The 25,090-nt window shown below is 38.4% G+C and carries 19 protein-coding genes and 1 tRNA gene; 11 read left to right on the top strand and 9 right to left on the bottom strand.

Features of this window, described 5'->3' with window-relative positions:
- Nucleotides 1–19 precede the first annotated feature (19 nt).
- Entirely contained in the window at nt 20–2,620 is a 2,601-nt protein-coding gene (locus DET49_RS04845; protein ID WP_133546968.1) for a glycoside hydrolase family 2 TIM barrel-domain containing protein, read from the bottom strand.
- A gap of 33 nt (nt 2,621–2,653) precedes the next feature.
- Complete coding sequence (locus tag DET49_RS04840; RefSeq protein ID WP_133546967.1) at nt 2,654–3,553, bottom strand: alpha/beta hydrolase; 900 nt, start codon at nt 3,551–3,553, stop codon at nt 2,654–2,656.
- Between the two features lie 131 nt (nt 3,554–3,684).
- Between DET49_RS04840 and DET49_RS04835 the strand changes: the two genes are divergently transcribed.
- The 4 genes from DET49_RS04835 to DET49_RS04820 all read left to right on the top strand — a co-directional run bounded on the left by DET49_RS04835 (nt 3,685) and on the right by DET49_RS04820 (nt 5,419).
- Nucleotides 3,685–4,137, top strand: a complete 453-nt coding sequence (locus tag DET49_RS04835) for a GatB/YqeY domain-containing protein (protein WP_133546966.1) — start codon at nt 3,685–3,687, stop codon at nt 4,135–4,137.
- 49 nt (nt 4,138–4,186) lie between these two features.
- Nucleotides 4,187–4,260: transfer RNA gene (locus DET49_RS04830), tRNA-Arg, on the top strand.
- Nucleotides 4,261–4,665: 405 nt separating this feature from the next.
- Nucleotides 4,666–5,241 carry a zeta toxin family protein gene (locus DET49_RS04825; RefSeq protein WP_133546965.1) on the top strand — a complete coding sequence of 192 codons (576 nt, stop codon included), beginning with the start codon at nt 4,666–4,668 and terminating at the stop codon, nt 5,239–5,241.
- On the top strand, nt 5,231–5,419 hold the full coding sequence (locus DET49_RS04820; RefSeq protein WP_133546964.1) for a hypothetical protein: 189 nt from the start codon (nt 5,231–5,233) through the stop codon (nt 5,417–5,419). Before DET49_RS04825 ends, DET49_RS04820 begins: the two co-directional genes overlap by 11 nt.
- A gap of 550 nt (nt 5,420–5,969) precedes the next feature.
- Here DET49_RS04820 and DET49_RS18665 read toward each other — a convergent pair.
- Nucleotides 5,970–6,191 (bottom strand): DUF86 domain-containing protein, encoded by a 222-nt coding sequence (locus DET49_RS18665; protein ID WP_243729528.1) that lies wholly within the window; start codon nt 6,189–6,191, stop codon nt 5,970–5,972.
- A 128-nt stretch (nt 6,192–6,319) separates the two neighbouring features.
- Entirely contained in the window at nt 6,320–6,619 is a 300-nt protein-coding gene (locus DET49_RS04810; RefSeq protein WP_133546962.1) for a nucleotidyltransferase family protein, read from the bottom strand.
- Nucleotides 6,620–7,058: 439 nt separating this feature from the next.
- On the opposite strand from DET49_RS04810, the gene DET49_RS04805 reads away from it, so the two are divergent.
- Complete coding sequence (locus tag DET49_RS04805) at nt 7,059–9,791, top strand: outer membrane beta-barrel protein (RefSeq protein ID WP_243729526.1); 2,733 nt, start codon at nt 7,059–7,061, stop codon at nt 9,789–9,791.
- Between the two features lie 245 nt (nt 9,792–10,036).
- On the opposite strand, the gene DET49_RS04800 is transcribed toward DET49_RS04805, so the two are convergent.
- The 4 genes from DET49_RS04800 to xylE form a co-directional block, all read right to left on the bottom strand.
- The gene (locus tag DET49_RS04800; RefSeq protein ID WP_133546961.1) at nt 10,037–10,294 is read right to left on the bottom strand and encodes a hypothetical protein; all 258 of its coding nucleotides are present in this window, start codon (nt 10,292–10,294) and stop codon (nt 10,037–10,039) included.
- A 196-nt stretch (nt 10,295–10,490) separates the two neighbouring features.
- On the bottom strand, nt 10,491–11,804 hold the full coding sequence (gene xylA, locus DET49_RS04795; protein WP_133546960.1) for a xylose isomerase: 1,314 nt from the start codon (nt 11,802–11,804) through the stop codon (nt 10,491–10,493).
- 5 nt (nt 11,805–11,809) lie between these two features.
- Nucleotides 11,810–13,303 (bottom strand): xylulokinase, encoded by a 1,494-nt coding sequence (locus tag DET49_RS04790; RefSeq protein ID WP_133546959.1) that lies wholly within the window; start codon nt 13,301–13,303, stop codon nt 11,810–11,812.
- Nucleotides 13,304–13,318: 15 nt separating this feature from the next.
- Complete coding sequence (gene xylE / locus DET49_RS04785; protein ID WP_133546958.1) at nt 13,319–14,923, bottom strand: D-xylose transporter XylE; 1,605 nt, start codon at nt 14,921–14,923, stop codon at nt 13,319–13,321.
- A gap of 146 nt (nt 14,924–15,069) precedes the next feature.
- Here xylE and DET49_RS04780 point away from each other — a divergent pair, with 146 nt between their 5' ends.
- From DET49_RS04780 to DET49_RS04760, 5 genes are read left to right on the top strand one after another with little or no spacing between them, the layout of a single operon-like run.
- Nucleotides 15,070–15,789 (top strand): NUDIX hydrolase, encoded by a 720-nt coding sequence (locus DET49_RS04780; RefSeq protein ID WP_133546957.1) that lies wholly within the window; start codon nt 15,070–15,072, stop codon nt 15,787–15,789.
- A gap of 36 nt (nt 15,790–15,825) precedes the next feature.
- A complete protein-coding gene (locus tag DET49_RS04775) occupies nt 15,826–17,778 on the top strand; it encodes a sialate O-acetylesterase (RefSeq protein ID WP_133546956.1) in 1,953 nt (650 codons plus the stop codon).
- Between the two features lie 12 nt (nt 17,779–17,790).
- The gene (gene fsa, locus DET49_RS04770) at nt 17,791–18,447 is read left to right on the top strand and encodes a fructose-6-phosphate aldolase (protein ID WP_075325786.1); all 657 of its coding nucleotides are present in this window, start codon (nt 17,791–17,793) and stop codon (nt 18,445–18,447) included.
- 3 nt (nt 18,448–18,450) lie between these two features.
- Complete coding sequence (locus DET49_RS04765; protein WP_133546955.1) at nt 18,451–19,296, top strand: transketolase; 846 nt, start codon at nt 18,451–18,453, stop codon at nt 19,294–19,296.
- Nucleotides 19,297–19,347: 51 nt separating this feature from the next.
- On the top strand, nt 19,348–20,301 hold the full coding sequence (locus tag DET49_RS04760; protein WP_133546954.1) for a transketolase family protein: 954 nt from the start codon (nt 19,348–19,350) through the stop codon (nt 20,299–20,301).
- Nucleotides 20,302–20,384: 83 nt separating this feature from the next.
- Here the strand turns inward: DET49_RS04760 and DET49_RS04755 are convergent, their stop codons facing one another.
- Nucleotides 20,385–21,224, bottom strand: a complete 840-nt coding sequence (locus DET49_RS04755) for an alpha/beta hydrolase (RefSeq protein ID WP_133546953.1) — start codon at nt 21,222–21,224, stop codon at nt 20,385–20,387.
- 689 nt (nt 21,225–21,913) lie between these two features.
- On the opposite strand from DET49_RS04755, the gene DET49_RS04750 reads away from it, so the two are divergent.
- The gene (locus DET49_RS04750) at nt 21,914–25,084 is read left to right on the top strand and encodes a SusC/RagA family TonB-linked outer membrane protein (RefSeq protein ID WP_133546952.1); all 3,171 of its coding nucleotides are present in this window, start codon (nt 21,914–21,916) and stop codon (nt 25,082–25,084) included.
- Nucleotides 25,085–25,090 lie beyond the last annotated feature (6 nt).

Raw genomic sequence — 25,090 nt, 5'->3', positions numbered from 1 at the left:
AAATAGGAAATAGTTTTCGTTACAATTTTTCCAGTTTAATGCCGGACAAAAGTGCTTTCCCGGAATTCTCTTCAAATTCAACAGAAATTCCATTTTGAGTTTTTACCACATAGGAAATCTTAACCGCTCTAATATTGCCGTAATCCCTTGCCAGATTGAGGTTCTTAGAAAATGTTTCTCCATTGATCCTTACATCAAAACTCCTTAAGCCAGTAAGCTTTTCTTTTTGTGATTCATTCAGATTATAAATATTTTCTTCTGAAGCCTTATAGTCTGGTTCGGCGAAAAGCAGCGTTAGGCGATATTTTCCTTCTTTTACATCAAATTTATAAGCTTCTATGCCTTCACGCATGGTTTGAAAAAGGGGATCGTTTTCCGTGCCCAGAATATCTGAAGCAGTTCCCTGGAATTTATGTTCATTTTTCTGGTAAACATTACCGCCTACATATCCAAAACCTCCCTCTTTATATTCCTGATCGCTGATCCAGGTTTCACCTGTAGTTTCGTCGGTGAAATTCACTTGCGTACCTACGTTTACCAGGATATTGCTCTTTGCAATATCCAAAACAAGCTTTTTTCTGTATTTCACCTCAATTTCCCGGGAATGTGAAACTTTACCATCGGTAGCCATTAGCTGATGTTTCCCTGTGGGAAGGGAAAGTTTAAAAATAGCTATTGCATCTTCAACCTCCGAAGTAAATTCAGCATTACCAATATTCAATTTTACTTTGTCTGCATTAGAAAAAACGGTGATTTCTATACTGTCATTTTCATCAATTGGATATCGTTTTTCATAATTTTTACCAGCGATGTAGATAAAGGGTTCATCCAGCAACCTGGCCTGGTAATAATGGTAAATGTCCTTTTTGCTGCGATCTATATTTACCAAACCTTTCTGGTTGATATAAGGGCGTGAATCCTGCCGAAAGGATGAACCAAAATCGGCAAAATTCCAGGCGGTCATTCCAAATACATAATCCCGCGCCTGGACCTGGTTTAGATAACTCCTGTGAAGTTTCAGCTGATAAGCTTCTGAATAATCCCAGGGTTTTGGCTCATCGGTCTGAAGGCGGGAATCAGCACCGGGACCATATTCCGAAATGAATAAAGGACGATTGGGATATCGGGTATGTTGTCTATCTAAAAACTCGCCAAAACTTTCCAGTCCTGGAGAATACCACCCAAAATAAAGGTTCCAGCCAATCACATCTGGAATATCGGCAATCCCAGACTCGTTATATAATTGATTTTCGTGCAAAGCCATCACGCTTAAACGATGAGGATCCAGTCTCTTGGTTTCTTTTTCCAGTTTTTTAGCCAGCTCTACCGAAGTTTTTATCTTGGCTTCTTTTTCCGCTTCAGTGATCTCATTATTAAAAACCAGTCTTATAAAAATCTCATTCATATACCCCCACATCACGATAGAGGGATGATTGAAAAACTGTAGAATCTGTTCGCGTTGCATTTTTAGTGAAACATCGTGATAAGCTTCAGTATCGGTGACATCATTAATTACCGGAACTTCGGTCCAAACCAATAAACCAAGTTCATCACAAATTTTATATACCTCGGGATCTTGGGGATAATGAGCCGTACGAATTACATTAGCCCCCATTTTTTTAATAGTTTTATAATCTGATCTATGAATTTTGTTGGGTAAGGCATTTCCCAGGTCTTTATAATCCTGATGCCGGTTGGCGCCAATAAGCTTTATAGGCTCCCCATTTAAAACAAATCCTTTTTCGGTGCTTACTTCGAACCAGCGAAGTCCGAATCTGGAATCTATTTCATCCAAAATTTCGCTGGAATTTTCATGAGAAATCTGGGCCACTGCAGTATATAAACTTGGAGAATCGGGGGACCATAATTCCGGATTATTGATCTCTTTGCTGAAATTAACCGATTTGGTCTCCCCTTGTGAAAGTCGAATTTGTTTGGATAAAGTTTCGAATTTTTGTTTTTCAGGATTAAATATCTCCACACGCACCTGTAGATTTTTTGCTTTCTGAGAATGATTAACGATTTTGGTTTCAAAAACTACCTGTGCATTCTCCGAATTTACTTCTGGAGTTTTTATCAGCATATTGCCGGTTGCTTCGTTTTCTAGCTCGAAATGAATTTTATTGGTAAGTATAAGGTGTAGATCACGATAAATTCCGCCGTAAAAATTGAAATCGGCATCTAATGGGGGAATATTGGAATTATGGGCATTGTTTACTTCTATCCTTATCTTGTTTTCCTTTCCAAATTTTAAAGCTTCAGATATATCAAAAACAAAACCTGTGTAACCGCCTCGATGCTCACCAACTTTCAGATCATTCACAAAGACAGTAGTGATCTGATTGCTGCCTTCAAATTTTAAAAATGCGCGTTTCTCTTGCCATTCTTCCGGAACAAAAAATGTTTTTTTATAAGTTCCTTTTCCACGGAAATAGTCTTTTCCATCTTCAAAGGCATCTTCAGCGTTCCAGGTATGTGGAATATTAACGATTTTTGTTGCATCATTTTTTTTCGAAGAAAATTCCCAGGCAGAATTTATGGTCTGAATATTACGTTGGGCAGAAAGATTAAAGCTCCAGGTTAAAAATAAGGCTATAAAAAAAAGAGAAGAGAATTTCATGAGAATTTTTTCAGTAGGTGAGATCTAATAATTCTATTTCCATACTTCAATTTGTTTATGTTTTCCCTTTAAGAAAACCGAATTAAAATAATCGAAAATTTCAGGGAAATAGGTAAAAGGCATACCAGAATGTTCGTGTTTTCCACCTTCAAAACTATACAGCATATAAGAGGTTTTTAATTGATCAAGTTTTTCAGTTATCGTTTTGGAACCATCCAGGATTATATACCCCGGTTTTTCCCTGTCACACCAGTGATGTGGCCCCGTGGCATAAGGCACTAAATTATCTTCGGTTCCGTGGAAAAATACCCCGGGAATTGCATTTTCTTCAGTAATATATCGTGCATCTACTATGGCACCTGCAAGTGAGAAGACACCTGCGAAATCGAAGTTATCGTAATTGGATAGATCTTCAAACATAAGTCGCTTGTTATACACAGCATTTAATACAGCTTCAGCACCAGCACTACTTCCGCCAACAACTATTTTAGAAGGATCTATTCCATAATCTTCCTTGTTTTTCACCATAAAATTAACGGCATCCATAAAATCTTCAGCTGCAAGTTTAAAGGTTTCTATTTTTCCAGAAGCCTGGTAGTCGCATCCAAAAGACTGGTCTTTTCGAGTTAACCTGTAAGAAATTTGAACAGCAACATATCCTTTTTTGGCTGCGGATTGTGCGAATTTAACTTCAGCCGGGTTGGTTCTGGTACCACCGGAAAATCCGCCACCGTGCATAAAAATAATCAATGGGCGTTGCTGCATGGTATCATTTTTTGGCTCATAGATATCCAGCTTTAAAGGCTCACCGTTTTTAGTAGCATAGATTCTGGTCTCTACGTCTTCTATTTCAAAAGAATCGTCTATGAAACGCTCCTGAGCTGAAATAGAAAAGCTTAGCAAGAACAAACCGATTGAAATCCAATTCTTCATATTGTGATGATTTAATTTAGCCTCAAGATACTTAATTTTGAAGGGAGAATAAGTGGGGATTTTAATTTTAATATTTTATCTTCGCTGCTGAAATTGAATTTCTGTTGATACGGAAACAATCTTAAGAAGCTATGAGTTTACAGGACAAAGTAATGGTAGAAATGAAGGCCGCTATGAAAGCCAAGGACAGCGAAAAGTTAGAAGCTTTGCGATCGGTTAAAAGTGCAATTTTATTGGCCAATACTGAAAGTTCTGCAAAAGATGGTTTAACGGAAGATGAAGAGCTTAAGATTTTGCAAAAACTGGTAAAACAACGTAAAGAAAGTGCAGCGATTTACAGGGAACAAAATAGGGCAGATCTAGCTGAACCGGAAGAAAAACAGGCTACTGTAATAGAATCTTTTTTACCAGAACAATTAAGCGAAGCTGAAATTGAAGCTAAAGTAGACGAGATTTTAGCTAAAACCGGAGCTAGCGGAATGCAGGATATGGGTAAAGTAATGGGGATGGCAAGCCAGGAATTGGCTGGTAGGGCTGATGGTAAGACTATTTCCAGTATTGTTAAAAGTAAATTGAGTAAATAAGATATAGACCAGGTGGGTTTATAAACCTATAATATTTGGTAAAATAAACGGCCCCGTGGCGCAACTGAATAGCGCATCAGATTTCGGCTCTGAGGGTTGCAGGTTTGAATCCTGCCGGGGTCACTTTTAAGGATTATAAATCCAACCAAAACCACGCAAATCTTAGGATTGGCGTGGTTTTTTTTAATGCCGCTTCGCAAGGTCGTATCACTGTCTGTACAAGTCCGTTATGAGAGTTTGTAGTTACCTATCATTAGTTAATGGTAAGGTCCACCGCGAGTATAACCTGAAGGAAGCCGGCGACAAAAGTTCCAGTCCGAGGAACACGAACATTATATAAGGCATATCTGATCGCTTGCACTACACAGCAAAATCCTAAAGCTATACGGAGATCAGGGTGAAATACGGATATATCGAATGAAAATCATAAACCTTGCTTCTGGAGGAAAAAAAAATGCTAAGCAAACGAAAATGTAAAGCAATATTAAAAAGATTATTTTAGATTATATTTGTTATGAATTTCATAGGATGAAAAAACTCTATATTATAGCAGGTTGTAATGGAGCAGGAAAGACAACGGTTTCTTATACAATACTTCCCGATATTTTACAATGTGAAGAATTTGTTAACGCCGATGAAATTGCCAGGGGATTATCTCCATTTAAGCCGGAGAAAGCGGGAATTCAAGCGGGAAGATTAATGTTGCAAAGGATCAAATACTTAATAAATTCAGAACAAGACTTCGCTTTTGAGACAACCTTGGCAACAAGAAGCTATAAGAATTTTGTTATTGATGCTCAAAAAAGAGGATTTTCAGTAACACTACTTTTTTTCTGGCTTAGCTCGGAAGATTTGGCAATAAAACGCGTAGAAACCAGAGTTAGAGAAGGTGGTCATAATATTCCAGAAAATGTAATTAGAAGAAGATATAAAAACGGACTAAAGAATTTTTTCAGCATTTTTAAAGAAGTAGTTGACGATTGGATGTTTATTGATAATTCCGGGGAACCATATCAAGTTATTGCAGAGGGCGCCGGAGAGGATGAAGAAATTAACAATTCGGAAATTTGGAATAAATTAAACAAGGAGAATTATGGAAAATAAGTCAGAACTAAAAGATAGGCGAAAGAAAATAGTCGACGGGCTTGAAAAAACTTATCAAAAATTAGTGGAATTTAAACGCTATAAAAAAAGTCCCTTAATTATCGCTAGGAATGGAAAGATTCTGGAAATAGCTCCGGAAGAAATGCTTCCCACAGCACCATATATTAGAAATAGTTAGACAAAAGCTATAAAAGTGAATCGCTCTAAACAGATCCATTACGATGTACTCAATATTTTCCAATATAAAAGGGATTAGGGCAAAATCTTAATAATGAAAATCAAGGGAGCAATAAAGAGGTGATACAATCGACAAAGAGTTTAGATTACCTATTCTGGCTAAAACCTTAATTTTAGTAATTTTAATAGATCATTAGTGATTTCGCAGCAAACATATTAGCCAGAAGCTTTAAATCATCTAATAAATGGTTCGAGTTTTGTACCGTTAGGTTTATCATTTATACATTAAATTTACCGCAAAAATATGTGGATCAAAATGTTGCGATTTTTTATATGAAAATATAAGTTCCAGTCCTTAATTGGAACTACCTATTGTCTTTTTGATTTAAACTGTAGATAAGATAAATTTGGGTTAATAAAACCCTGGCAGGTTTATTAATCAAAGATGATAATAGTTATCATTTTTAATATCAAAAGGATTACATAATATGTAATAAAGCTTTACAGGTATGTTTAACCTTCCCCTTCCAAAAAGAAATATTTCATTCAACTTAACGGCGATATGATTTTTTAGGTTTGAGTAAGGCAATTTCACTTTTTAATTTGGGAAGATGATTTATCAAAATCGGCCAGATATTTTCATCAGAGATATTATCATACGCGTGAATTACTTGATTTCTTAATCCAATAATTGCGTTTGCATTTGTAATTTTAACTTCAAAACTTGGATCTCGGTTTATTATTCTATTAATAGTTTCTCCAATTATTTCCAAATCACTTTCAACTGCTCTTTTGAGTATTAGGTTGTTCTTATATGCAAAAAAGTCATTTTCGAACTTTCAAAATAACTGTCATTTCTTCTATGGCTAGTTTAATATCAAATACCCACTTTAAGATTCTGTCATCCATAAACCAATTCTTTTGATTGGTTTATAGATTTTATCAAAACCGGATTTTTTAAAGTTAGTTCTTCTACAAGATCTATTTCTCTCCCAAGTAGCATTTTTAAATCTTCTTTGAAACTCATATAATTTTCGAAATAATCGGCTAACTCAATAGGTTTAAATCGAACTAGAAAATCAATATCGCTTTTTTCAGAAAAATTTTCTTTTAAAGCAGATCCAAAAAGATACATCTTATCCACATTATGTTTTTCACATAGTCTATTTAAAGTTGCAATATGATTTTCTAAAATATTCATATCTCAATTTCAATTAAAAATACCGCTTTCAATATTGTTTTTTGTTATAATTTAATAAATTCTAAAGGCTGCGATGTAGGTCTATCCGAAGAGATTAGCATACAAGTTTGCTTATTAATTTAAGTGTCAAGAGTTGAGGATATGAATTTTTCCACAACTCCGGATATTGACCTTGAAATCCGCCAGTCAAATAGATAAAGTTATTGAACACAGATATTTTCTCCAAATTTTTCCCTATGGAGTCTAATTGCGAAGCATTATATAAATATAGAGCCTTTGTTATCGATTAAATTATTAAAACATCAAACAGATTTTTCTCTATAATGCCCCTTGCTTGAGAAATCTTATTATCAATGCTCAGAAACAGACAATTCCACCTTCTTTTATCATTTTATTATGTGAATTTTAAACCTTTTAGAAAATTTCCAGTCAAACGAGTATGGAAGTTGAAGACTTTCTTTACCTATCAACCAATTATATGACTCGTTATTTCTCCTTTATTTTTCTTTTTCTTTCCCAATTTTCTTTCTCCCAGCAGTTTGAAATAAATGGAAAAATAGTAAATCCCGATGGAGCGCCATTGTCATCGGCGACTGTTTATATCGAGAAAGCAGTGGACAGTAGCCTAATTACCTATACCGTTACTGATGTAGACGGATCTTTCCAACTCTCGGGAGAAACCGATGCACCGGAAGTTGAACTGTATGTTTCTTATGCTGGTTTCAAGCCATATAAGCGCACCTTACAGATTACGGAGCAGATAAATCTGGAACCAATCACGATGCAAAGCAATAATGAACTTGATGAAGTAATTGTAACTGCAACAAGGGCTCCTATTACAATAAAGAAGGATACACTTGAATTTAATGCAGGTTCTTTCGATACTAGGCCAGATGCCAATCTTGAAGAATTGATGGAAAAACTACCAGGAGTAGAAGTAGATAGTGAGGGTAATATCACGGTCAATGGGAAACCTGTTTCGCGAATCCTCGTAAATGGGGAAGAGTTTTTTGGAGATGATCCCCTGGTTGCTACAAAGAACCTGCCTAAGGACATTATAGATAAAATTCAAATAACCAATACTAAAACCGAAAACCAGGAATTCACTGGGGAAGCAGGAGATAATGATAACAAAACAGTCAACATTACTATCCAGGAAGATAAAAATACAGGTTTTTTTGCCCGTGCTACTGCTGGAGGAGGAACAGATGAGCGCTACGAACTCAGTACGATTGGCAATTACTTTAAAGATGATCTTCGCGTAAGTGTCCTGGCCAGTTCCAATAACATTAATAGTTCCGGATTCAGTTATGACGAGGTTTTCGGGATGATGGGAAGAAGTGTGGGTAGGAGTGTCTTTGGCGGTGGTGGAGGAGGAATTACCAAAGCTGAAACAGCCGGACTTAATTTTGTAAACCAATGGGAAGAATTGTTTGGTTTTCATGAAACTGAAGTGAGTGCCGATTATTTCTTTGGAAGGAATGATACGGAGAGAAGATCGCTCGTGGCCAGAGAATATATACTTCCAGATTCAAGATATTTTACAAATTCTGAAGAAGAAAGCAACGTCCTGAATGACAGCCATCGTGCCAATGCAGAATTTGAAGTAGAAATTGATACTCTTACTAGATTGTCAGTGGAAACCTCTTACAATAAAAATATTGGTAATTCCCGTAGTTGGAGAGTAGCAGAATCTCTGGATGAAGATCGTGAGTTGATCAACAATATTGAAAGTTCGGACATTGAACAGATGGAAAGTGAGGACTTCAGTAGTGAAATTGATTTCACCAAGCGTTTTGGCAGCAGAGGAGCCTTTCTTGACCTGGAATTTTCCAATGATCTCAACGAGCAAGTAAATGACAATTTTTACTACTCTGAAAGCTTTTTTGTAGAGGATGGAGAAGAAGTGGTTGAGATACAAGATCAATATATAGACGAAGATGAAACGCGAAACTCTTATTCTTTTCAGGCAAGACAGCGAAGTGTTTTAGGCGAGGAATTCTTCCTCGATCTCGCCTACCAATTCAATTACGCCAATTCCACAAATAAAAGATATGTTTACCAGGCAGAAGCTTCGGAAGAAGAATATGACGAGCTCAATGAGCTGCTCAGCAGCGACTTCGAAGCACTTAGCAGACAGCACACGCCGAATATCGGCTTAAACTATGAACGGGATAACTGGGAAATTGATTCCGAAGTTGGCGTTATCTTTACAGAGCTTGAAAATAGGAACTACCTGCAGGATGGTGCCTTTGACAACACCTATAGAAATCTCTATATAGAAGCTGAGGTAGAATATGAAATAGAGCGTTCCAAAAGTTTTTCAGTAGAATATGAAACAGATGTGGAGATGCCCTCAATCAGGCAGCTGCAACCTGTGGTAGATAGAACCAATCCTTTAAATATCGTGGTAGGAAATCCGGAATTAGAGCCAACCTACAGGCAAAGTATAGATATTGATTACCGTAATTTCGACTTCGCCAGCCGGAGCGGTATTTTTAGTTGGTTTAACCTTAGTTTCACTGATAGAAATATCGTCCCCGTTACTGTTGTGGATGAGAACCTAGTAAGGACCACCAGCTTTACGAATGTTGATGGGGCGATGGATGCCAATCTGGGAGGCTTCTACAGTAAACGATTTGAAGATGGAGCGAGAGAATTCAGATATCGATTAGGTTTGCGTAGCAGCTATATTAAAAATGTGGGATTTACCAATGAAGAAAAGTACACCGCCAAACGCTATTCTGTTCGCCCTGGTGTTCGCCTGACCTATGCCATAGATGAGCTGTTTGATATTAATCTTGACTATGACCCGGACTATAACAGTACTACCTACAACATTAATCCAGACAGAAGTGAAGACTTCATAAATCACAGCATTGGTCTGGAGGTTACTACAAGGTGGCCTGAAAATGTCATTTTCGGAAATGACATTTCTTATAACTACTTCGGGAATGTAGCGCCAGGGTTTGATAATACTGCACTGTTCTGGAATATGAGCCTGGGATACCAGTTTCTAGGTGATGATGCTACACTGAAAGTGAAGGTGTATGACGCACTGGATCAAAACGTGGATACAAGGCGTACCATAGGCGATGATTTTATTCAGGACACTAGCAGACTGATACTTACCCGTTATGCTATGTTGAGTTTTACTTATAAGGTTAGCTAGTTTGGGGGTAAGAGACCCGATGGCTATAGTGAATAAGAGGGTCTTTTAACTTATTCAAAGAAGTTTAAAGATGGATGTTTAAGTTCTGATTTTTTATTGCTTTCTGCCTCTGGGGCTACACATTTTACAACTAAAATATTTTAAATTCGCTTCAAAATTTCCTAATCTCACAAAACCTTTTTTACTAACCCTATTTTTCCTTGAAAAATGCTTATTGAAATACATTGGTATATTAACAGGATAGCCTAATTCATTTCATAAATGTCAGCATTGGTAACTAACTCCTTTTGAAGTCTTGTTAATTCATTTTTAGCTACTTCCTTTGTGTCGTATAATCCGAGTATAATTTCTGTTCTTCCCCAGAAACCATTAGAAATGGTGCCCATTATAGCACTTTTTTTCTTGCCACCAATATTTCTTTTTATTGAGAAGGCCGTACATTTTGCCAATTCTTTTTTGTCCTGGCTTCTTATCCACATGGAGTCATTTTCATTGTATTTCATAAACTAAATTTTACTTTTTTAGCAGATACTGTCTTACTGAGAATTTTTTGCATATTTATCCTTCCTGGGTAATAGTCAAGATAAAAGATCCTATCCGGGATGCCCAATATCAATATATTATAAAACTACAATTCCCCTGAGAATAAACCCAGAGGAATTGTAGAATATGATCATTTTTACCTGAGCTGAAATCCAATTAATAGGAATTAGCGATAATCTGCTCGTATAGTTCTTGTTTCCCGCTAATTTGTTTTGGTTCTCCAAGGTCTCTGGCTATTTTGCTGATCTCTTCAAGGGAAAGATCTCCTTTTTCGAATTTAGCCCCATTACCGGTATCAAAAGACGCATAACGATCTTTACGTAGTTTTTTGTATTCTGTGTTTTGCAGAACGTGGTCTGCAGCAATAAGTCCGCGTGCAAAGGCATCCATTCCAGCAATATGGGCGATAAATTTATCATCAAGATCTGTAGAATTCCTTCTTACTTTAGCGTCAAAATTGATACCTCCGCCCTGGATTCCTCCTCCTTCAAGGATGACCAACATGGCTTCGGTGATTTCATAAACATCTATTGGAAATTGATCGGTATCCCAACCATTTTGATAATCCCCTCGGTTGGCATCAATACTTCCAAGCATCCCGGCATCTACTGCGGTTTGTAATTCGTGCTGAAAGGTATGTCCTGCAAGGGTGGCATGGTTTACTTCAATGTTGATTTTAAAGTCTTTTTCCAGTCCGTAATTCTTTAAGAATCCGATTGAAGTAGCAGTGTCATAATCATACTGGTGCTTGGTAGGCTCCATGGGTTTAGGTTCTATCAAGAAGTTTCCTTTAAATCCTTGCTTTCTTGCGTAGTCGCGACAATTAATTAAAAACTGAGCCAAATGGTCCTGCTCCCGCTTCATATCGGTATTTAAAAGGCTCATATATCCTTCACGACCTCCCCAGAATACATAATTTTCACCATCAAGAGCAATAGTTGCATCCATCGCGATCTTGGCTTGTGCACTGGCTCTTGCCACAACATTAAAGTCAGGGTTTGTAGAGGCGCCATTCATATAACGCGGATCGCTGAACAGGTTAGAAGTTCCCCAAAGCAACTTTATACCGGTCTCTTGTTGTTTTTGTTTGGCATAGTCAACCATAGTTTCCATACGCTTTTCAAATTCCGAAAGTGAAGAACAGTCGTCAACTACGTCTATATCGTGAAAACAATAATAGGGTATTCCAAGTTTTTCAATAAACTCAAAGGCCGCGTCCATTTTATCTTTGGCTCGATCTATTACGTTTTCCTTTTTGTCCCATTGAAAAGTCTCTGTAGGAGCCCCAAAAGGATCCCCACCTTTATTATTGAAGGTATGCCAGTAAGCAACGGCAAACCTTAAATGCTCTTTAAGCGTTTTACCGGCTACTTTTTTGTTTTCGTCGTACCATTTGTAGGCTAATGGATTTGAACTTTCCCTGCCTTCAAACTTGATTTTGTCTATTCCTTTAAAAAATGTGTTGCTCATAATTGTTATTCTTTAATTTTAATATTTTGTTTCCATTGCTGATAAATCTCCTGGTATTGCTTGCTTAATTCCTTTTCAGGTTCCATTCTTTCCAGACACTTCAGGCTACTGAAAGCTTCATCAAATTCCTTATAAAAACCATATCCGACTGCAGCCCCTCGAGCAGCACCTTCCGCACCAGAGGTGTTATAAAGCTCTAAGGCGGTTTGCGTGGTATTGGTAAATATTTCCCTAAAAACCGGACTTAAAAAAAGATTGTCTTTGCCAGCTCTTACCACTTTGCCTTCAATACCAATAGATTGCATGACCTCGAACCCATAGTTCATAGCAAAAACAATCCCTTCGCATGCCGATCTTATAAGATGTGCAGGTTGGTGAATATTATAGTTGAGGTTTTCTATACCAGAATTCACCTCTTTATTGCTGAAAATTCGCTCTACTCCATTGCCGAAAGGATAGAACCGAAGGCCTTTACTTCCCGGTGCTACCTTGGCAGCCTCCTCATTTAATTTCTCATAGGGGATTAGTTCGTCTCTACCTACCGATATTATTTTACGCAACCATTGGTAAAGAATGCCTGAACCATTAATGCATAAAAGCACACCATTGTGTTTAGCCTTTTCGGTATTATTAACATGTAAAAATGTGTTTACCCTGCTTTCAGGATCAAAAGTATTTTCAGAACTCACTGCGTACATTACAGCCGAAGTTCCAGCCGTGGTGGCAATGTCTCCTGGTTTCAATGCATTTAGTGAGAACGCATTATTGGGTTGGTCGCCGGCCCTGTAATTGATTTTTGTTTCAGGAGAAAGACCTAACTCCTTTGCTATTTCTGTGCTTACTATAGCCTGCTCTCCAAAACTAGGAACGATTTCCGGGATAAGATCCTCTGAAAGTTCCATTTTGTTTAAGACTTCACTGGCTAATTTTCCCTTGGAGAAATCCCATAAGGCCGCTTCTGATAATCCTGAGGTACTTATTTGGGGTACTCCAGAAAGTTTAGCGGCAATGTAATCTCCAGGCAACATCATAACAGATGCCTTTTTGAAATTTTCAGGTTCGTTCTCCTTAACCCATTTTAATTTTGATGCGGTAAAATTACCCGGGCTGCCCAGGATTTGATTCTGACTAATTTCCTTTCCAATTGCCTTGTAAGCTTTGTCTCCTATTTCCACCGCACGGCTGTCACACCATATAATGGAAGGCCTTACAGGATTAAGTTTTTCGTCGGTTAAAACCAGGCCATGCATTTGGTAGGCAATACCAATCCCTCTGATTTTTTTAAGATCTATTCCTTTTTTATTCCTAAGTATGCCAAACCCTTTCTTTACATTTTCCCACCAATCCTCGGGGTTTTGTTCGGCCCAGCCGAATTGTGGTGCAGAAATCTCCATTTCAAATTCGGGAACTTTAGCCGAGGCTATGGTCGTTCCTTTGTCAGCATCTAAAACCGATAATTTAATTGAAGAGCTGCCTAAATCTATTCCTAAAAAATACATATGCTTACTACTTTTTTAAAGTTTCTTGGCCGTCCAAATATTCTCCATTTCTTCTAGGGTTTTTTCTTTGGTTTCAGGCACAAATTTCCATATAAACAAGCCGGAAAGGATGGCCATTATTCCGTAAATCCAGTAAGGAAAACCATTATTGAACATCGCAACCAGTTCAGAATTATTATTCATCATAGGGAAGGTCCACGATACAAGTAAATTCGCAAGCCATTGTACTGCCACTGCCACGGCCATAACCCCTTTAATTGAGTTTGGAAAAATTTCGGAGAGTAATACCCAAACCACAGGCCCCCATGACATGGCAAAGGCAGCGATATAAAATAGCATAAAGACTAAAGCGGTAATTCCGGTTGTTTCCAGGTAAAGCGCGAAACCTAGACCTATCATACTAATAGCCATAACTGCGCTACCAATCATCATTAGTTTTTTACGGCCAAATTTATCTACTGTAGAAATGGCTACAACGGTGAAGATCATATTAATGGCCCCTACAATAATGGTTTGTAACATGGAAGCATCGGTTTCCATACCCATACCCCTGAAAATTTCCGGAGCGTAATATAATACCACGTTAATCCCCACGAATTGTTGAAATATGGAAAGCATCAAGCCTATTATAACTACGGTTCCTCCAAAATATAACCAATGGGCTTTTTTCCTTGCGAAGGATTTTTTTATTTCTGCTAAAACCCCGGGAGCCTTTTCAGGTCCATTCAGATTTGTAAGGACTTTAAGGGCATTTTCTTCGTTCCCTTTCATCACCTGGAACCTAGGGGTTTTAGGAACTAAAAGTAAAGCAAGAAAGAAAATAGCAGCGGGTATTGCTTCTGAGAGAAACATATACCGCCAACCCGTGGTGTTAATCCAGCTTTCTGCCTGGCCCTGTACGATAAAATAATTAACAAAATACACCACCATCATTCCACTGACAATGGCCAGCTGATAAAAACTAACCAGTTTTCCTCGTATTTTTGGCGGAGCCATTTCAGCAATATATAATGGTGCAAGCATACTGGCAAGACCAACTCCCATTCCTCCGATAATTCTATAAACTATAAATGCGGAAAGAGAATCCCCAAAAAAGATATTCATCGAATCCGGGTAAGCCGATCCGATAGCGGAAAGGACAAATAAAGTGGCAGCTATTAGTAGCCCGTTACGTCTACCTAATGAATTGGCCACATTATCACCTAAAGAAGCTCCAATGATACATCCGACCAGGGCACTGCTTACCATAAAGCCCAGGATCGAATTTTTTAGATTTTCAGTCAATACCCCTGGCAGGCTTAAAAATTGGAAATAATAAATAGCTCCCCCGATTAAAACAAATAGTCCTATTATGGTATAGGCCTTGGATTTGTTAAAGAATTTTAGGAGGAAAGAACTAAATAAGATGACTAAGGCGATAACACAGATACTAATAATAACTTTAAACTGAAAAATAGCGGCTGAAGCCAATTCCTGGTCTGTTTCCAGGGCACCGACAAAATAATTTTCTAAAGCACCGACTGCTCCTGAAATTACAGCGGTATCATATCCGAATAATAATCCTCCAAGGCTGGCAACGATGGTAATTAAAACAATACCGCTTTTATTTATTTTTGACATTTATGAGTATCTTATGGTTTATTTGACTACAAGTATAGTTATTTTTTTTTATATTAGCAATTTCCAAGGCTTATTTAAACTAGTGTGGTAAAAAATAAGACTAAAGCTTGTGTATATCTTTATAAAGGTACCTATTATATATACTTATGAAAAATCCGTTACCATTTCTTCCAACCAATGATCTTACCGAATCAGAAGTGATGAGTTCTATAACTATTGACTGCTGTGTATTTAGTTTCGAAAAAGGGAATCTTGAAGTTTTATTGGTCCAGCACGGGGAAGGGATTAGTAAAGGTAAGTGGGGGCTGCCTGGTGGTTGGATAAAAAAGGAAGAAGATATAGATATAGCAGCAGATAGGCTGTTATCTGAGCTAACGGGACTTAAAAATATTTATTTAGAGCAAGTTAGAGCTTTTGGTAAGCCTGAAAGATTTCCCTTAGGTCGTGTAATTACGGTGGGCTATTATGCGCTGATTAATAGGGAAGACTCCAATGTAAAAGCCGGCTTTACAGCTTCAGAAGCGAGATGGTACAGGGTTAGAGATATTCCCGAGCTCATTTACGATCATAATGAGATTTTACAAGCCAGCTTAAACCGACTACGGGGTAAAGTGAAACGGGCACCTATTGGCTTCAATTTATTACCCGAAAAATTTACACTACTTCAATTGATGCAGTTATATACTGAGATCCTGGATGTAGAGATGGACAAGAGCAATTTCCGAAGAAAATTCCTAAAAATGAAGCTGCTTCAGGATGTAGGTGACAAACAACAAGGAGTGTCTCACAGAGCAGCTAAATTATATAGATTTGATGAAGAAATTTACAAAAATCTTACCCGTAAAGGCTTTAATTTTGAATTTTAACTGTAAAATTTCATTCCCTTAATTTAAAATATAATTATGAAAATTCTAAAGTTAAAAAAGAAAATATTATTAGTTTTATTTTTAACAAGTGTAGTAAATACATTTGCACAGGTAAAACTCCCTAAATTAATAAGTGATAATGTAATCCTCCAAAGAGGTACAGATCTGAAAATATGGGGATGGGCAGATGAAAATGAAAAAGTCAGCTTAATTTTTCGCGGTGAAGAATTTACCACCACTGCAACTGCCGACGGCTCCTGGGAGTTGCAGCTTCCACCACAAAAAGCAGGTGGTCCTTACAAGATGACTTTTAAAGCCTCAAATGTCGTAGAGGTTAATAACATCCTCTTTGGTGATGTTTATCTTGCTTCTGGACAATCGAATATGGAGTTACCTATGAGGCGCCTGGCGGATACTTACGCTGAAGAGATAAGAAATGCTGGTAATATTAATATTCGCCAGTTTCAAGTTCCAGATGAATATGAGTTTTCTAAAGAAAATGAAGATTTTTCTTCAGGAACATGGAAGGAGGTCAATAGAGAAAATATTTTTGAATTTTCTGGTGTTGCATATTTTTTTGCAAAGGAGCTTTATGAAGAGAAAGGAATTCCTATCGGTATTATAAACTCTGCTTTAGGTGGTTCTCCAGTTTCTGCTTGGATGGACGCGGATGCGTTAAAAAAATTCCCCGTGTTATATAAGGAACATTTAAAATGGGCAGACCAAGCCTTTATCGATTCGGTTTCCACAGTCGAACGTCAGGCAATTGATAATTGGTATGCTCAATTAGATAAAAAGGATATCGGCCTGGAGGAAGAGTGGTTTAAAACCCAGGTAGACAAGAATTCCTGGAAAGTAATTGAGGTTCCAGGATTTATTTCTGAAGAAGATAGGAATGATAGCGCAGGTGTGGCATGGTTTTCAAAAAAAGTGAATATTTCAAAGCTGCCAGAATCAGAGAAAGTGAAATTACATTTAGGTAGGTTGATAGATATGGATTTTGCCTATGTGAATGGGAAACAGGTAGGTCATACTGGCTATCAGTATCCACCCAGAAAATATGAATTTGATGCAAATGTTTTAAATAAAGGTGAAAATGAAATAGTGGTTCGGTTAGTAAACAATGGTGGGGTGACTGGATTTGTAAAAGATAAGGACTACCAATTGATTTTAGACAGAGATACATTAGATCTTACCGGGAGCTGGAAGTTTAAACAGGCGGCTTCTATGCCAAATACACCGGCTCAAACTTTTATCCGGTGGAAACCAGGTGGGCTGTATAATGCTATGATAGCGCCTTTAAAGAAATTTGAAATTAAAGGTGTTATTTGGTATCAGGGTGAATCTGATGCTGATAATCCAAAATTGTATGCAGAAACCTTTCCTGAAATGATTGAGGCTTGGAGAGAACTTTTGGATAATCCAGATCTTCCTTTTCTTATCGTACAACTACCAAATTTTATGGAAGAAACAACGGGCGTGCAAGAAAGTAATTGGGCGGAGATGAGGGAAGTTCAACGCAAAACTAGTCTCAATGTTCCAAATACCGGATTGGCCGTTACCATAGACCTAGGGGAATGGAATGACATTCACCCTTTAAATAAAAAAGATGTAGGTCATAGATTGGCACTTCAAGCCAGAGAACTTATTTATAATGATGATCTGGTTAGTTCCGGCCCTATACCCAGGGAATGGAGAACTGAAAATGAAGCTGTAATTATAAGCTTTGATAATGTTCCAAATGGCTGGAATTTTAAAGATGGAGAGAAACCGACTGGTTTTACAATTTCAGGAGATGGGAAGACCTTTGTTGAAGCAAAAGCTGAAGTAGTGGATGATAATTCCCTGAAAATTTTTAATAAAGAAATAGAAAATCCCAAGATAGTAAGATATGCCTGGGCAAATAATCCCGGGAATGCAAATCTTTACAATAATCAAAATTTACCAGCCGGGACATTTGAATTGAAATTAACGAAAGAAGATAACTAAAATTAGATTGACATGAAATTTTTTATTGATACTGCAAATTTAGATCAGATTAAAGAAGCACAGGATTTGGGCGTTTTAGATGGAGTAACAACGAATCCGTCTTTAATGGCCAAAGAGGGGATTACTGGCAAGGATAATATTCTACAGCATTACCTGGATATTTGTGAAATAGTAGATGGTGATGTTTCCGCTGAAGTAGTAGCCACCGATTTTGATGGTATAGTAAGGGAAGGTGAGGAGCTCGCAAAATTGCATAAGCAAATTATAGTAAAAGTTCCAATGATAAAGGAAGGCGTGAAAGCCATTAAATATTTCTCAGATAAAGGAATAAAAACAAACTGTACGCTTGTTTTCTCTGCTGGACAGGCCTTATTGGCTGCAAAAGCTGGAGCAACTTACGTTTCTCCTTTTCTGGGGAGATTGGATGATATCTCTACAGATGGTTTAGATCTTATAGCAGATATAAGACTAATTTATGATAATTATGGTTTTGAAACTGAAATTCTTGCAGCTTCTATTCGTCATACTATGCACGTTATTAACTGTGCTAAATTAGGTGCCGATGTGATGACCGGACCCTTATCTTCAATAGATGGTCTACTGAAACATCCACTTACTGATAGCGGGCTTGCCAAATTTCTAGAAGATGCTAAATCCTTTAATGTATAATTTATGGAAATCAAAGAATTAGAAGATTTTGCCACCCAGGTTCGCCGGGACATTTTAAGGCAGGTTCACAAAGTGAATTCGGGTCACCCTGGAGGTTCTCTGGGCTGTACAGAGTTTTTTACCGCTTTGTACCAGGGCGGGATTATGGAGCACAAGCCCGAGTTTAATATGGATGGAAAAGATGAAGATCTTTTCTTCCTCTCTAATGGCCATATCTCACCGGTTTTCTATAGTGTTTTAGCCCGTAGCGGTTATTTCCCGGTAGAAGAACTCAATACTTTTCGCCTTATCGATTCCAGGTTGCAGGGACACCCTACCACCCACGAAGGCCTGCCGGGGATTCGCGTAGCTTCAGGTTCACTTGGCCAGGGAATGTCGGTAGCCCTTGGCGCCGCGCAGGCTAAAAAGCTGAACAAGGATAAGCACCTGGTTTATACCCTTCACGGGGATGGAGAGCTTCAGGAAGGCCAGAACTGGGAAGCCATTATGTATGCTGCAGGGAACAAGGTGGATAACCTCATTGCTACGGTAGACCTCAATGGCCAGCAAATAGACGGAAGTACCGAAACGGTTCTTCCTATGGGCAATATAAAAGCTAAATTCGAGGCTTTTGGCTGGGAGGTAATGGAGATCGAAGACGGAAATGATATGCAACAGGTACTCGATGGTTTAAAGCAGGCAAAGTCCCTTACCGGGAAAGGAAAACCGGTTTGTGTGCTTATGACCACCGTGATGGGCAACGGGGTTGATTTTATGATGCATACCCACGCCTGGCACGGAAAGGCACCAAACGATGAACAACTGGAGAAAGCCCTTGAGCAAAACCCGGAAACTTTAGGAGACTATTAAGGTAAAATAAATAGGTTTCTGCGAAAGCAGAAATGACAAAGAAGACAAAGAATGAAAACATATACAGATACAGGAAAGAAAGATACCCGCTCTGGTTTTGGTGCAGGACTCACCGAGCTTGGCAGGACCAATCCTAACGTAGTAGCATTATGTGCCGACCTTGTAGGTTCGCTTAAAATGCAGGATTTCATAGATGAGCACCCGGATCGTTTCTTCCAGGTGGGAATTGCTGAAGCCAATATGATGGGAATGGCCGCCGGTTTAACCATTGGCGGGAAAATTCCTTTTGCAGGGACTTTCGCCAATTTTGCAACAGGCAGGGTTTACGATCAGATTCGTCAATCCATCGCCTACTCTGGAAAGAACGTAAAGATTTGTGCCTCTCACTCGGGAGTTACCTTAGGAGAAGATGGGGCCACCCACCAGATCCTGGAGGACATTGGCCTTATGAAAATGCTACCTGGAATGACTGTCATCAACACCTGTGATTACAACCAGACCAAAGCAGCTACTTTGGCCATTGCCGAGCACGATGGCCCGGTCTATCTTCGTTTTGGAAGACCCAAAGTGGCCAATTTCACTGCAGAGGATCAGAAATTCGAGATCGGTAAAGCGGTTAGATTATATGAAGGGGAAGATGTAACCATTATCGCTACCGGCCATTTGGTATGGGAGGCGATCCAGGCAGCACAGAAACTCTCCGAAAAGGGTATTAGTGCCGATGTGATCAATATTCACACTATTAAACCTTTAGATGAGCAGGCCATTATTAATTCGGTGAAGAAGACCGGATGCGTGGTAACTGCAGAAGAACATAATTTCCTTGGCGGACTTGGGGAGAGTGTTGCCCGTACCCTGGCAGAGAATCATCCAGCACCGCAGGAATTTGTGGCCACACAGGATACTTTCGGGGAAAGCGGAACGCCTGAACAATTATTCGAAAAGTATGGTTTAAATGCTGATGCTATCTTAAAAGCAGCTCAACGCGTATTAAAAAGGAAATAATTTTTCTGATTTTATAAAAAAAGCCAATGAAACAATTTTTCATTGGCTTTTTTTAGTGCGCGATTCTCAGGAATTATTTTTGTTTATTTAAAAAGAAGTTGGGCAAAGTTATAAAGATTTTTCTTCCATACTTTAAAATCATGTCCTCCGGGTAGAACAATGTATGTATGAGTTATATTGTTTTCTTTTAAATATTTATGAGCTTTCGCGGTTATATTTAAAAGATCGTCTTTATCCCCACAGGAAATGTAGAGCAATTCTAATTTTTCATTTACTTCCGGCGGATTTTCAATTAAATTTTTGAAAGATTTGGTATTTGGGGCGGAAGAAAAGCCTCCTATATAAGCAAAATGATCAATATTGCTGAGTCCAAAATTGAGAGATTGTCCTCCACCCATAGAAAGCCCTGCTAGTGCCCGATGTTTGCGATTCTTCATTACGGGATAATTTTTTTCGACAAAAGGAATTAAATCATTCAAAAGATCTTTTTCAAAAGTGCTAAAAGCATTTATTTTTTCTTTGGAAAATAAATCACCTTCAGCTTTGTCATTTTTCATCGCTCTTCCATTGGGTAATATTACAATCATAGGCTCAATTTTATTTTCCGCATAAAGGTTGTCTAGGATATTTTTTAAATTCCCATTACTTATCCAGGCCTTTTCATCACCACCTATCCCATGCAATAAATATAATACAGGGTAACTTTTAGTTGAATCAAAATTTGGCGGTGTGTAGACCATTGCATTTCGTTTTAACCCTACTGTTTCAGAGAAGTAAGTAATAGAATTTAATTTTCCGGGATTTATATTATCCTGCGGCTTATCAAATTCAACTGGGATTTGAGAAGGTGCTAATGACTGAGAATGAAGTGAATCGGAAATCAAGATTATACCTAGTAGGAAAGAATAAATTATTTTCATCATTTTTTCAGATTAAAAGGTAAGATTGGAAGAAAATTATGTTATAAAATTGAATGAAATACATTTTTATTGGATGATTTTATAGCAATTGAATCTTTATTTAGCACTGCGTCTGCCTTATAAGTGTAAATTTAACATTTTTATAAAAATACTAATATATTCATTGTACTTTAATTGAGAACCTACTGTTTACAAGGCTTTTAAGCCTTTTTTCTCTGCTATTCTTGTATTATTTTAACTGAATTTACATTGATTTTACCATTTTTTCACAGCCATGTAACATACCGTAAAGTAATTGTAACATTACAATTATTGAAAATTTGAATTAACAGATATATTTGATTTCAGCATTTTAAAGAAAATTTCACATTTGTTCTATTGTGAAAATTATATAATCCTTAAAATGCCGCATTTTTTAAATTAAGTTTAACAGAATGCATTTTAAAATCTTAAATTTTTATTAAAGCATAAAATCTCATAAACCATCTGTAAATCGTAGATTTTTTAACCAATTAAATAAAATTCAAATGGTGAAATATTACCTAATAAAAATGCTTCAAGAAGTTTATCCAGTTCATAGGTGCTGGAAATTTTCTTTCATTTCTAATTACTAAACCCTTAGTGAATATGAATATCATACCAATTGTAGTGATCTGGTGTCATTTTAATCAAGTTTTAAAATATTTTATAATATGAGAATAGGATTTCTAAAATTTCCATATCTGTCTAAATTGACAGTTATCGGATTATTAGTTGAACTTCTGCTTACTTCTACAATTTATGCTAATGAAAACAAGCTTAGATTAGTAGATGAGCAACAACAAACTATTAGTGGTACAGTTATTTCCTCTGAAGATAATTTGGGTATCCCAGGAGTCAATGTGATCGTAAAGGGAACATCCATAGGAACTGTAACTAATATGCAAGGGTTTTACGAAATCAATGTACCTGAATCAGCTACCATCTTAACTTTCAGTTTTATAGGTTATGAAACTGTGGAAAGGGAAATTGGCTCTAGCTCTGAGATAAATGTTACTATGGATACCGATCAAAGTGCTCTTGAAGAAGTTGTTATTATTGGATATGGGACACAGAGGAAGGAAACTGTTGTGGGGGCAGTTACTCAAACAACTAGCGAAGTGTTGGAACGCACGGGCGGTGTTTCCAATGTAGGTTCGGCCCTAACAGGAGCTTTGCCGGGATTAATAACGTCTTCAAGCACTGGTTTGCCCGGTGGGGAAAGTCCCCAAATTGTGATCAGGGGCCAGAATAGTTGGAATGGTAATTCCCCATTAATTTTGGTGGATGGAGTAGAGCGCCCCGAATTTTTTAATAACATGGCTATTAGCTCGATAGAGTCTATATCTGTCTTGAAAGATGCATCGGCTACCGCGGTATTTGGTTCCAGAGGCGCCAACGGTGTAATCCTTGTAACAACTAAAAGAGGACGTTCCGGTAGGGCCGAGATCACGGCCAATTTTAATTCTACCGTGAAGGTGGTTTCTCAATTACCCGGCACCTATAATGCATATGATGCCATAGGTGTTAGAAACAGAGCAATCGAATACGAACTTTCTACAAATCCCGCCAGTTGGGGCCAAATAATTCCGCAAGACATCAGAGACAAGTACCGTAATCCTGCAAATCTGCAGGAAGCAGAGCGCTATCCTGATGTGGACTGGCAAAAAACCTTATTTAAGGAATATGCTATGTCTTATAATGCCAATTTGAACATTAGAGGAGGGACCGAATTCGTCAAGTATTTTGCAACCCTCGATTTTCAGAATGAAGGCGACTTGTTCCGGGATTTCGAAAATAATAGGGGCTATGACCCTGGATATGAATATAACCGTCTTAATTTTCGTAGTAATTTAGATTTTCAAATTACACCCACTACTAAGCTCCGAACCGACTTGGGTGGCACCTATGGTGTACGTAGGAGTCCTTGGGGAGGCGGTAATGAATACCCATTCTGGGATGCTGCCTATAACGGTATACCAACTCTCTTTCTCCCGCGATATTCGGATGGTAATTATGGGTACTATGCTCCTAATGCGCAAAAAGGGCTGAACTCCGTGCGTATCCTTTCCCTTAGTGGGGTAGAAAAAGAGACTACTGCGCGCATCTCAACTACCTTTGTGCTTGACCAGGATTTGGATATGGTATTGGAAGGATTGAGTTTTAATGGAACTCTAGCTGTTGATAATACCTTTATAGAAAATGATAGAGGAGTTAACGACTTGTACAATGACGCTCAACAAAAGTGGATTGATCCGGAAACCGGTCAGGTAACCCTTACAGAAGGTATCAGTTCAACCACAGGCCTTGATTTTTATAATCCGGGGCCACAATGGTCTTCAGCAAGCGGAAGTGTTGGTGCGGCCTGGCGTAAGATATTCTATCAATTAAAGCTGGATTATAACACCACCATTGCAGAGGATCACAACTTCAGCCTGATGGGACTTATGAACCGCCAGAAAGATGCCAGGGGCAATGGAATTCCTGAATATCGCGAAGACTGGGTATTTCGGACCACCTATAATTATAAAGGCAAATATATGCTGGAGTATAACGGCGCCTATAATGGATCAGAAAAATTCGCTCCTGAATTTCGTTTTGCATTCTTCTCTTCAGGAGGACTTGGATGGATGGTATCAGAAGAAAATTTTATGCAATCTGTTTCTTTTCTGGATATGTTGAAACTGCGAGCCTCTTATGGGGAAGTGGGAGATGACAATATAGGTGCTCGCTTTCTGTACATGGATGAGTGGGCATACGGAGGAAATAGTCAACTTGGCCTAGTTGGTCAGGGTGGTGAGTTGAGCCCTTATACATGGTATTCACAGGATCAGGTGGGTAACCCTTTCGTTCGTTGGGAAACGGTATACAAGACCAACCTAGGTATGGATTTTGGTTTAATGAAGGGTTTCATAGATGGCTCTATAGACGTCTTCAGGGATGACCGAAAGGATATCCTGATGTCAGATGGCAGGGCAGTGCCCTCATATTTTGGTGCAGATGCTCCTGCAGCCAACCTTGGCCGTGTTCGGACACAGGGCTATGAGATCGTTTTAGGCATGAACCACACCTTTGGAAATGGAATAAGCGTATGGGCCGACTTTGCCATGACCCATGCAGAAGATAAGGTGCTGGAACGTGACGATCCCCAATTGTTACCTGATTATCTAAAGGATGCGGGTTATTCACTGGGCCAGGCGCGTACCCATATAGGTAGTGGGTACTACAATACCTGGGACGAACTATATGCGAGCACCCCCCATAATTCAAATAACCTCAATAAGATTCCCGGTAATTACCAGATCCTTGACTACAATGGTGATGGGGTAGTCGATAGTTTTGATAGCGTCCCTTTTGGGTATTCCGGTGTGCCGCAGAATACCTTTAGCACTAATTTTGGAGTTGATTGGGGAGGACTCAGTCTATTTATCCAATTCTACGGTGTTAATAATGTTACCCGGCAGGTAGTATTTAATAGTCTTGGGGGCCAATCAAACCGGGTTTATGAGCAGGGTACCTACTGGTCTAAGGGGGTTCCGAATGCCGATACACCTATGCCCCGCTGGAATTCGGATGCGCCTTCTTATAACATGGGGAACCGGTATTTCTACGATGGTTCCTACCTCCGCCTGAAGAATGCAGAAATAGCTTATCGTTTTGACTCGGAAATGGTACAGAGGTTTGGTTTTCAAAACCTGCGCGTATATGTAAATGGTAACAATCTATTGTTGTGGAGTGAAATGCCTGATGATCGGGAATCAAACTTTGCAGGAACGGGTTGGGCTTCTCAAGGAGCTTACCCTACGGTTAAAAGGTTTAACCTAGGTTTAAATATTACATTTTAACTCCAT

The organism is Salegentibacter sp. 24 (assembly GCF_004362395.1).
Lineage (GTDB): Bacteria > Bacteroidota > Bacteroidia > Flavobacteriales > Flavobacteriaceae > Salegentibacter.
This window is presented reverse-complemented; position numbering and strand designations above follow the sequence as displayed.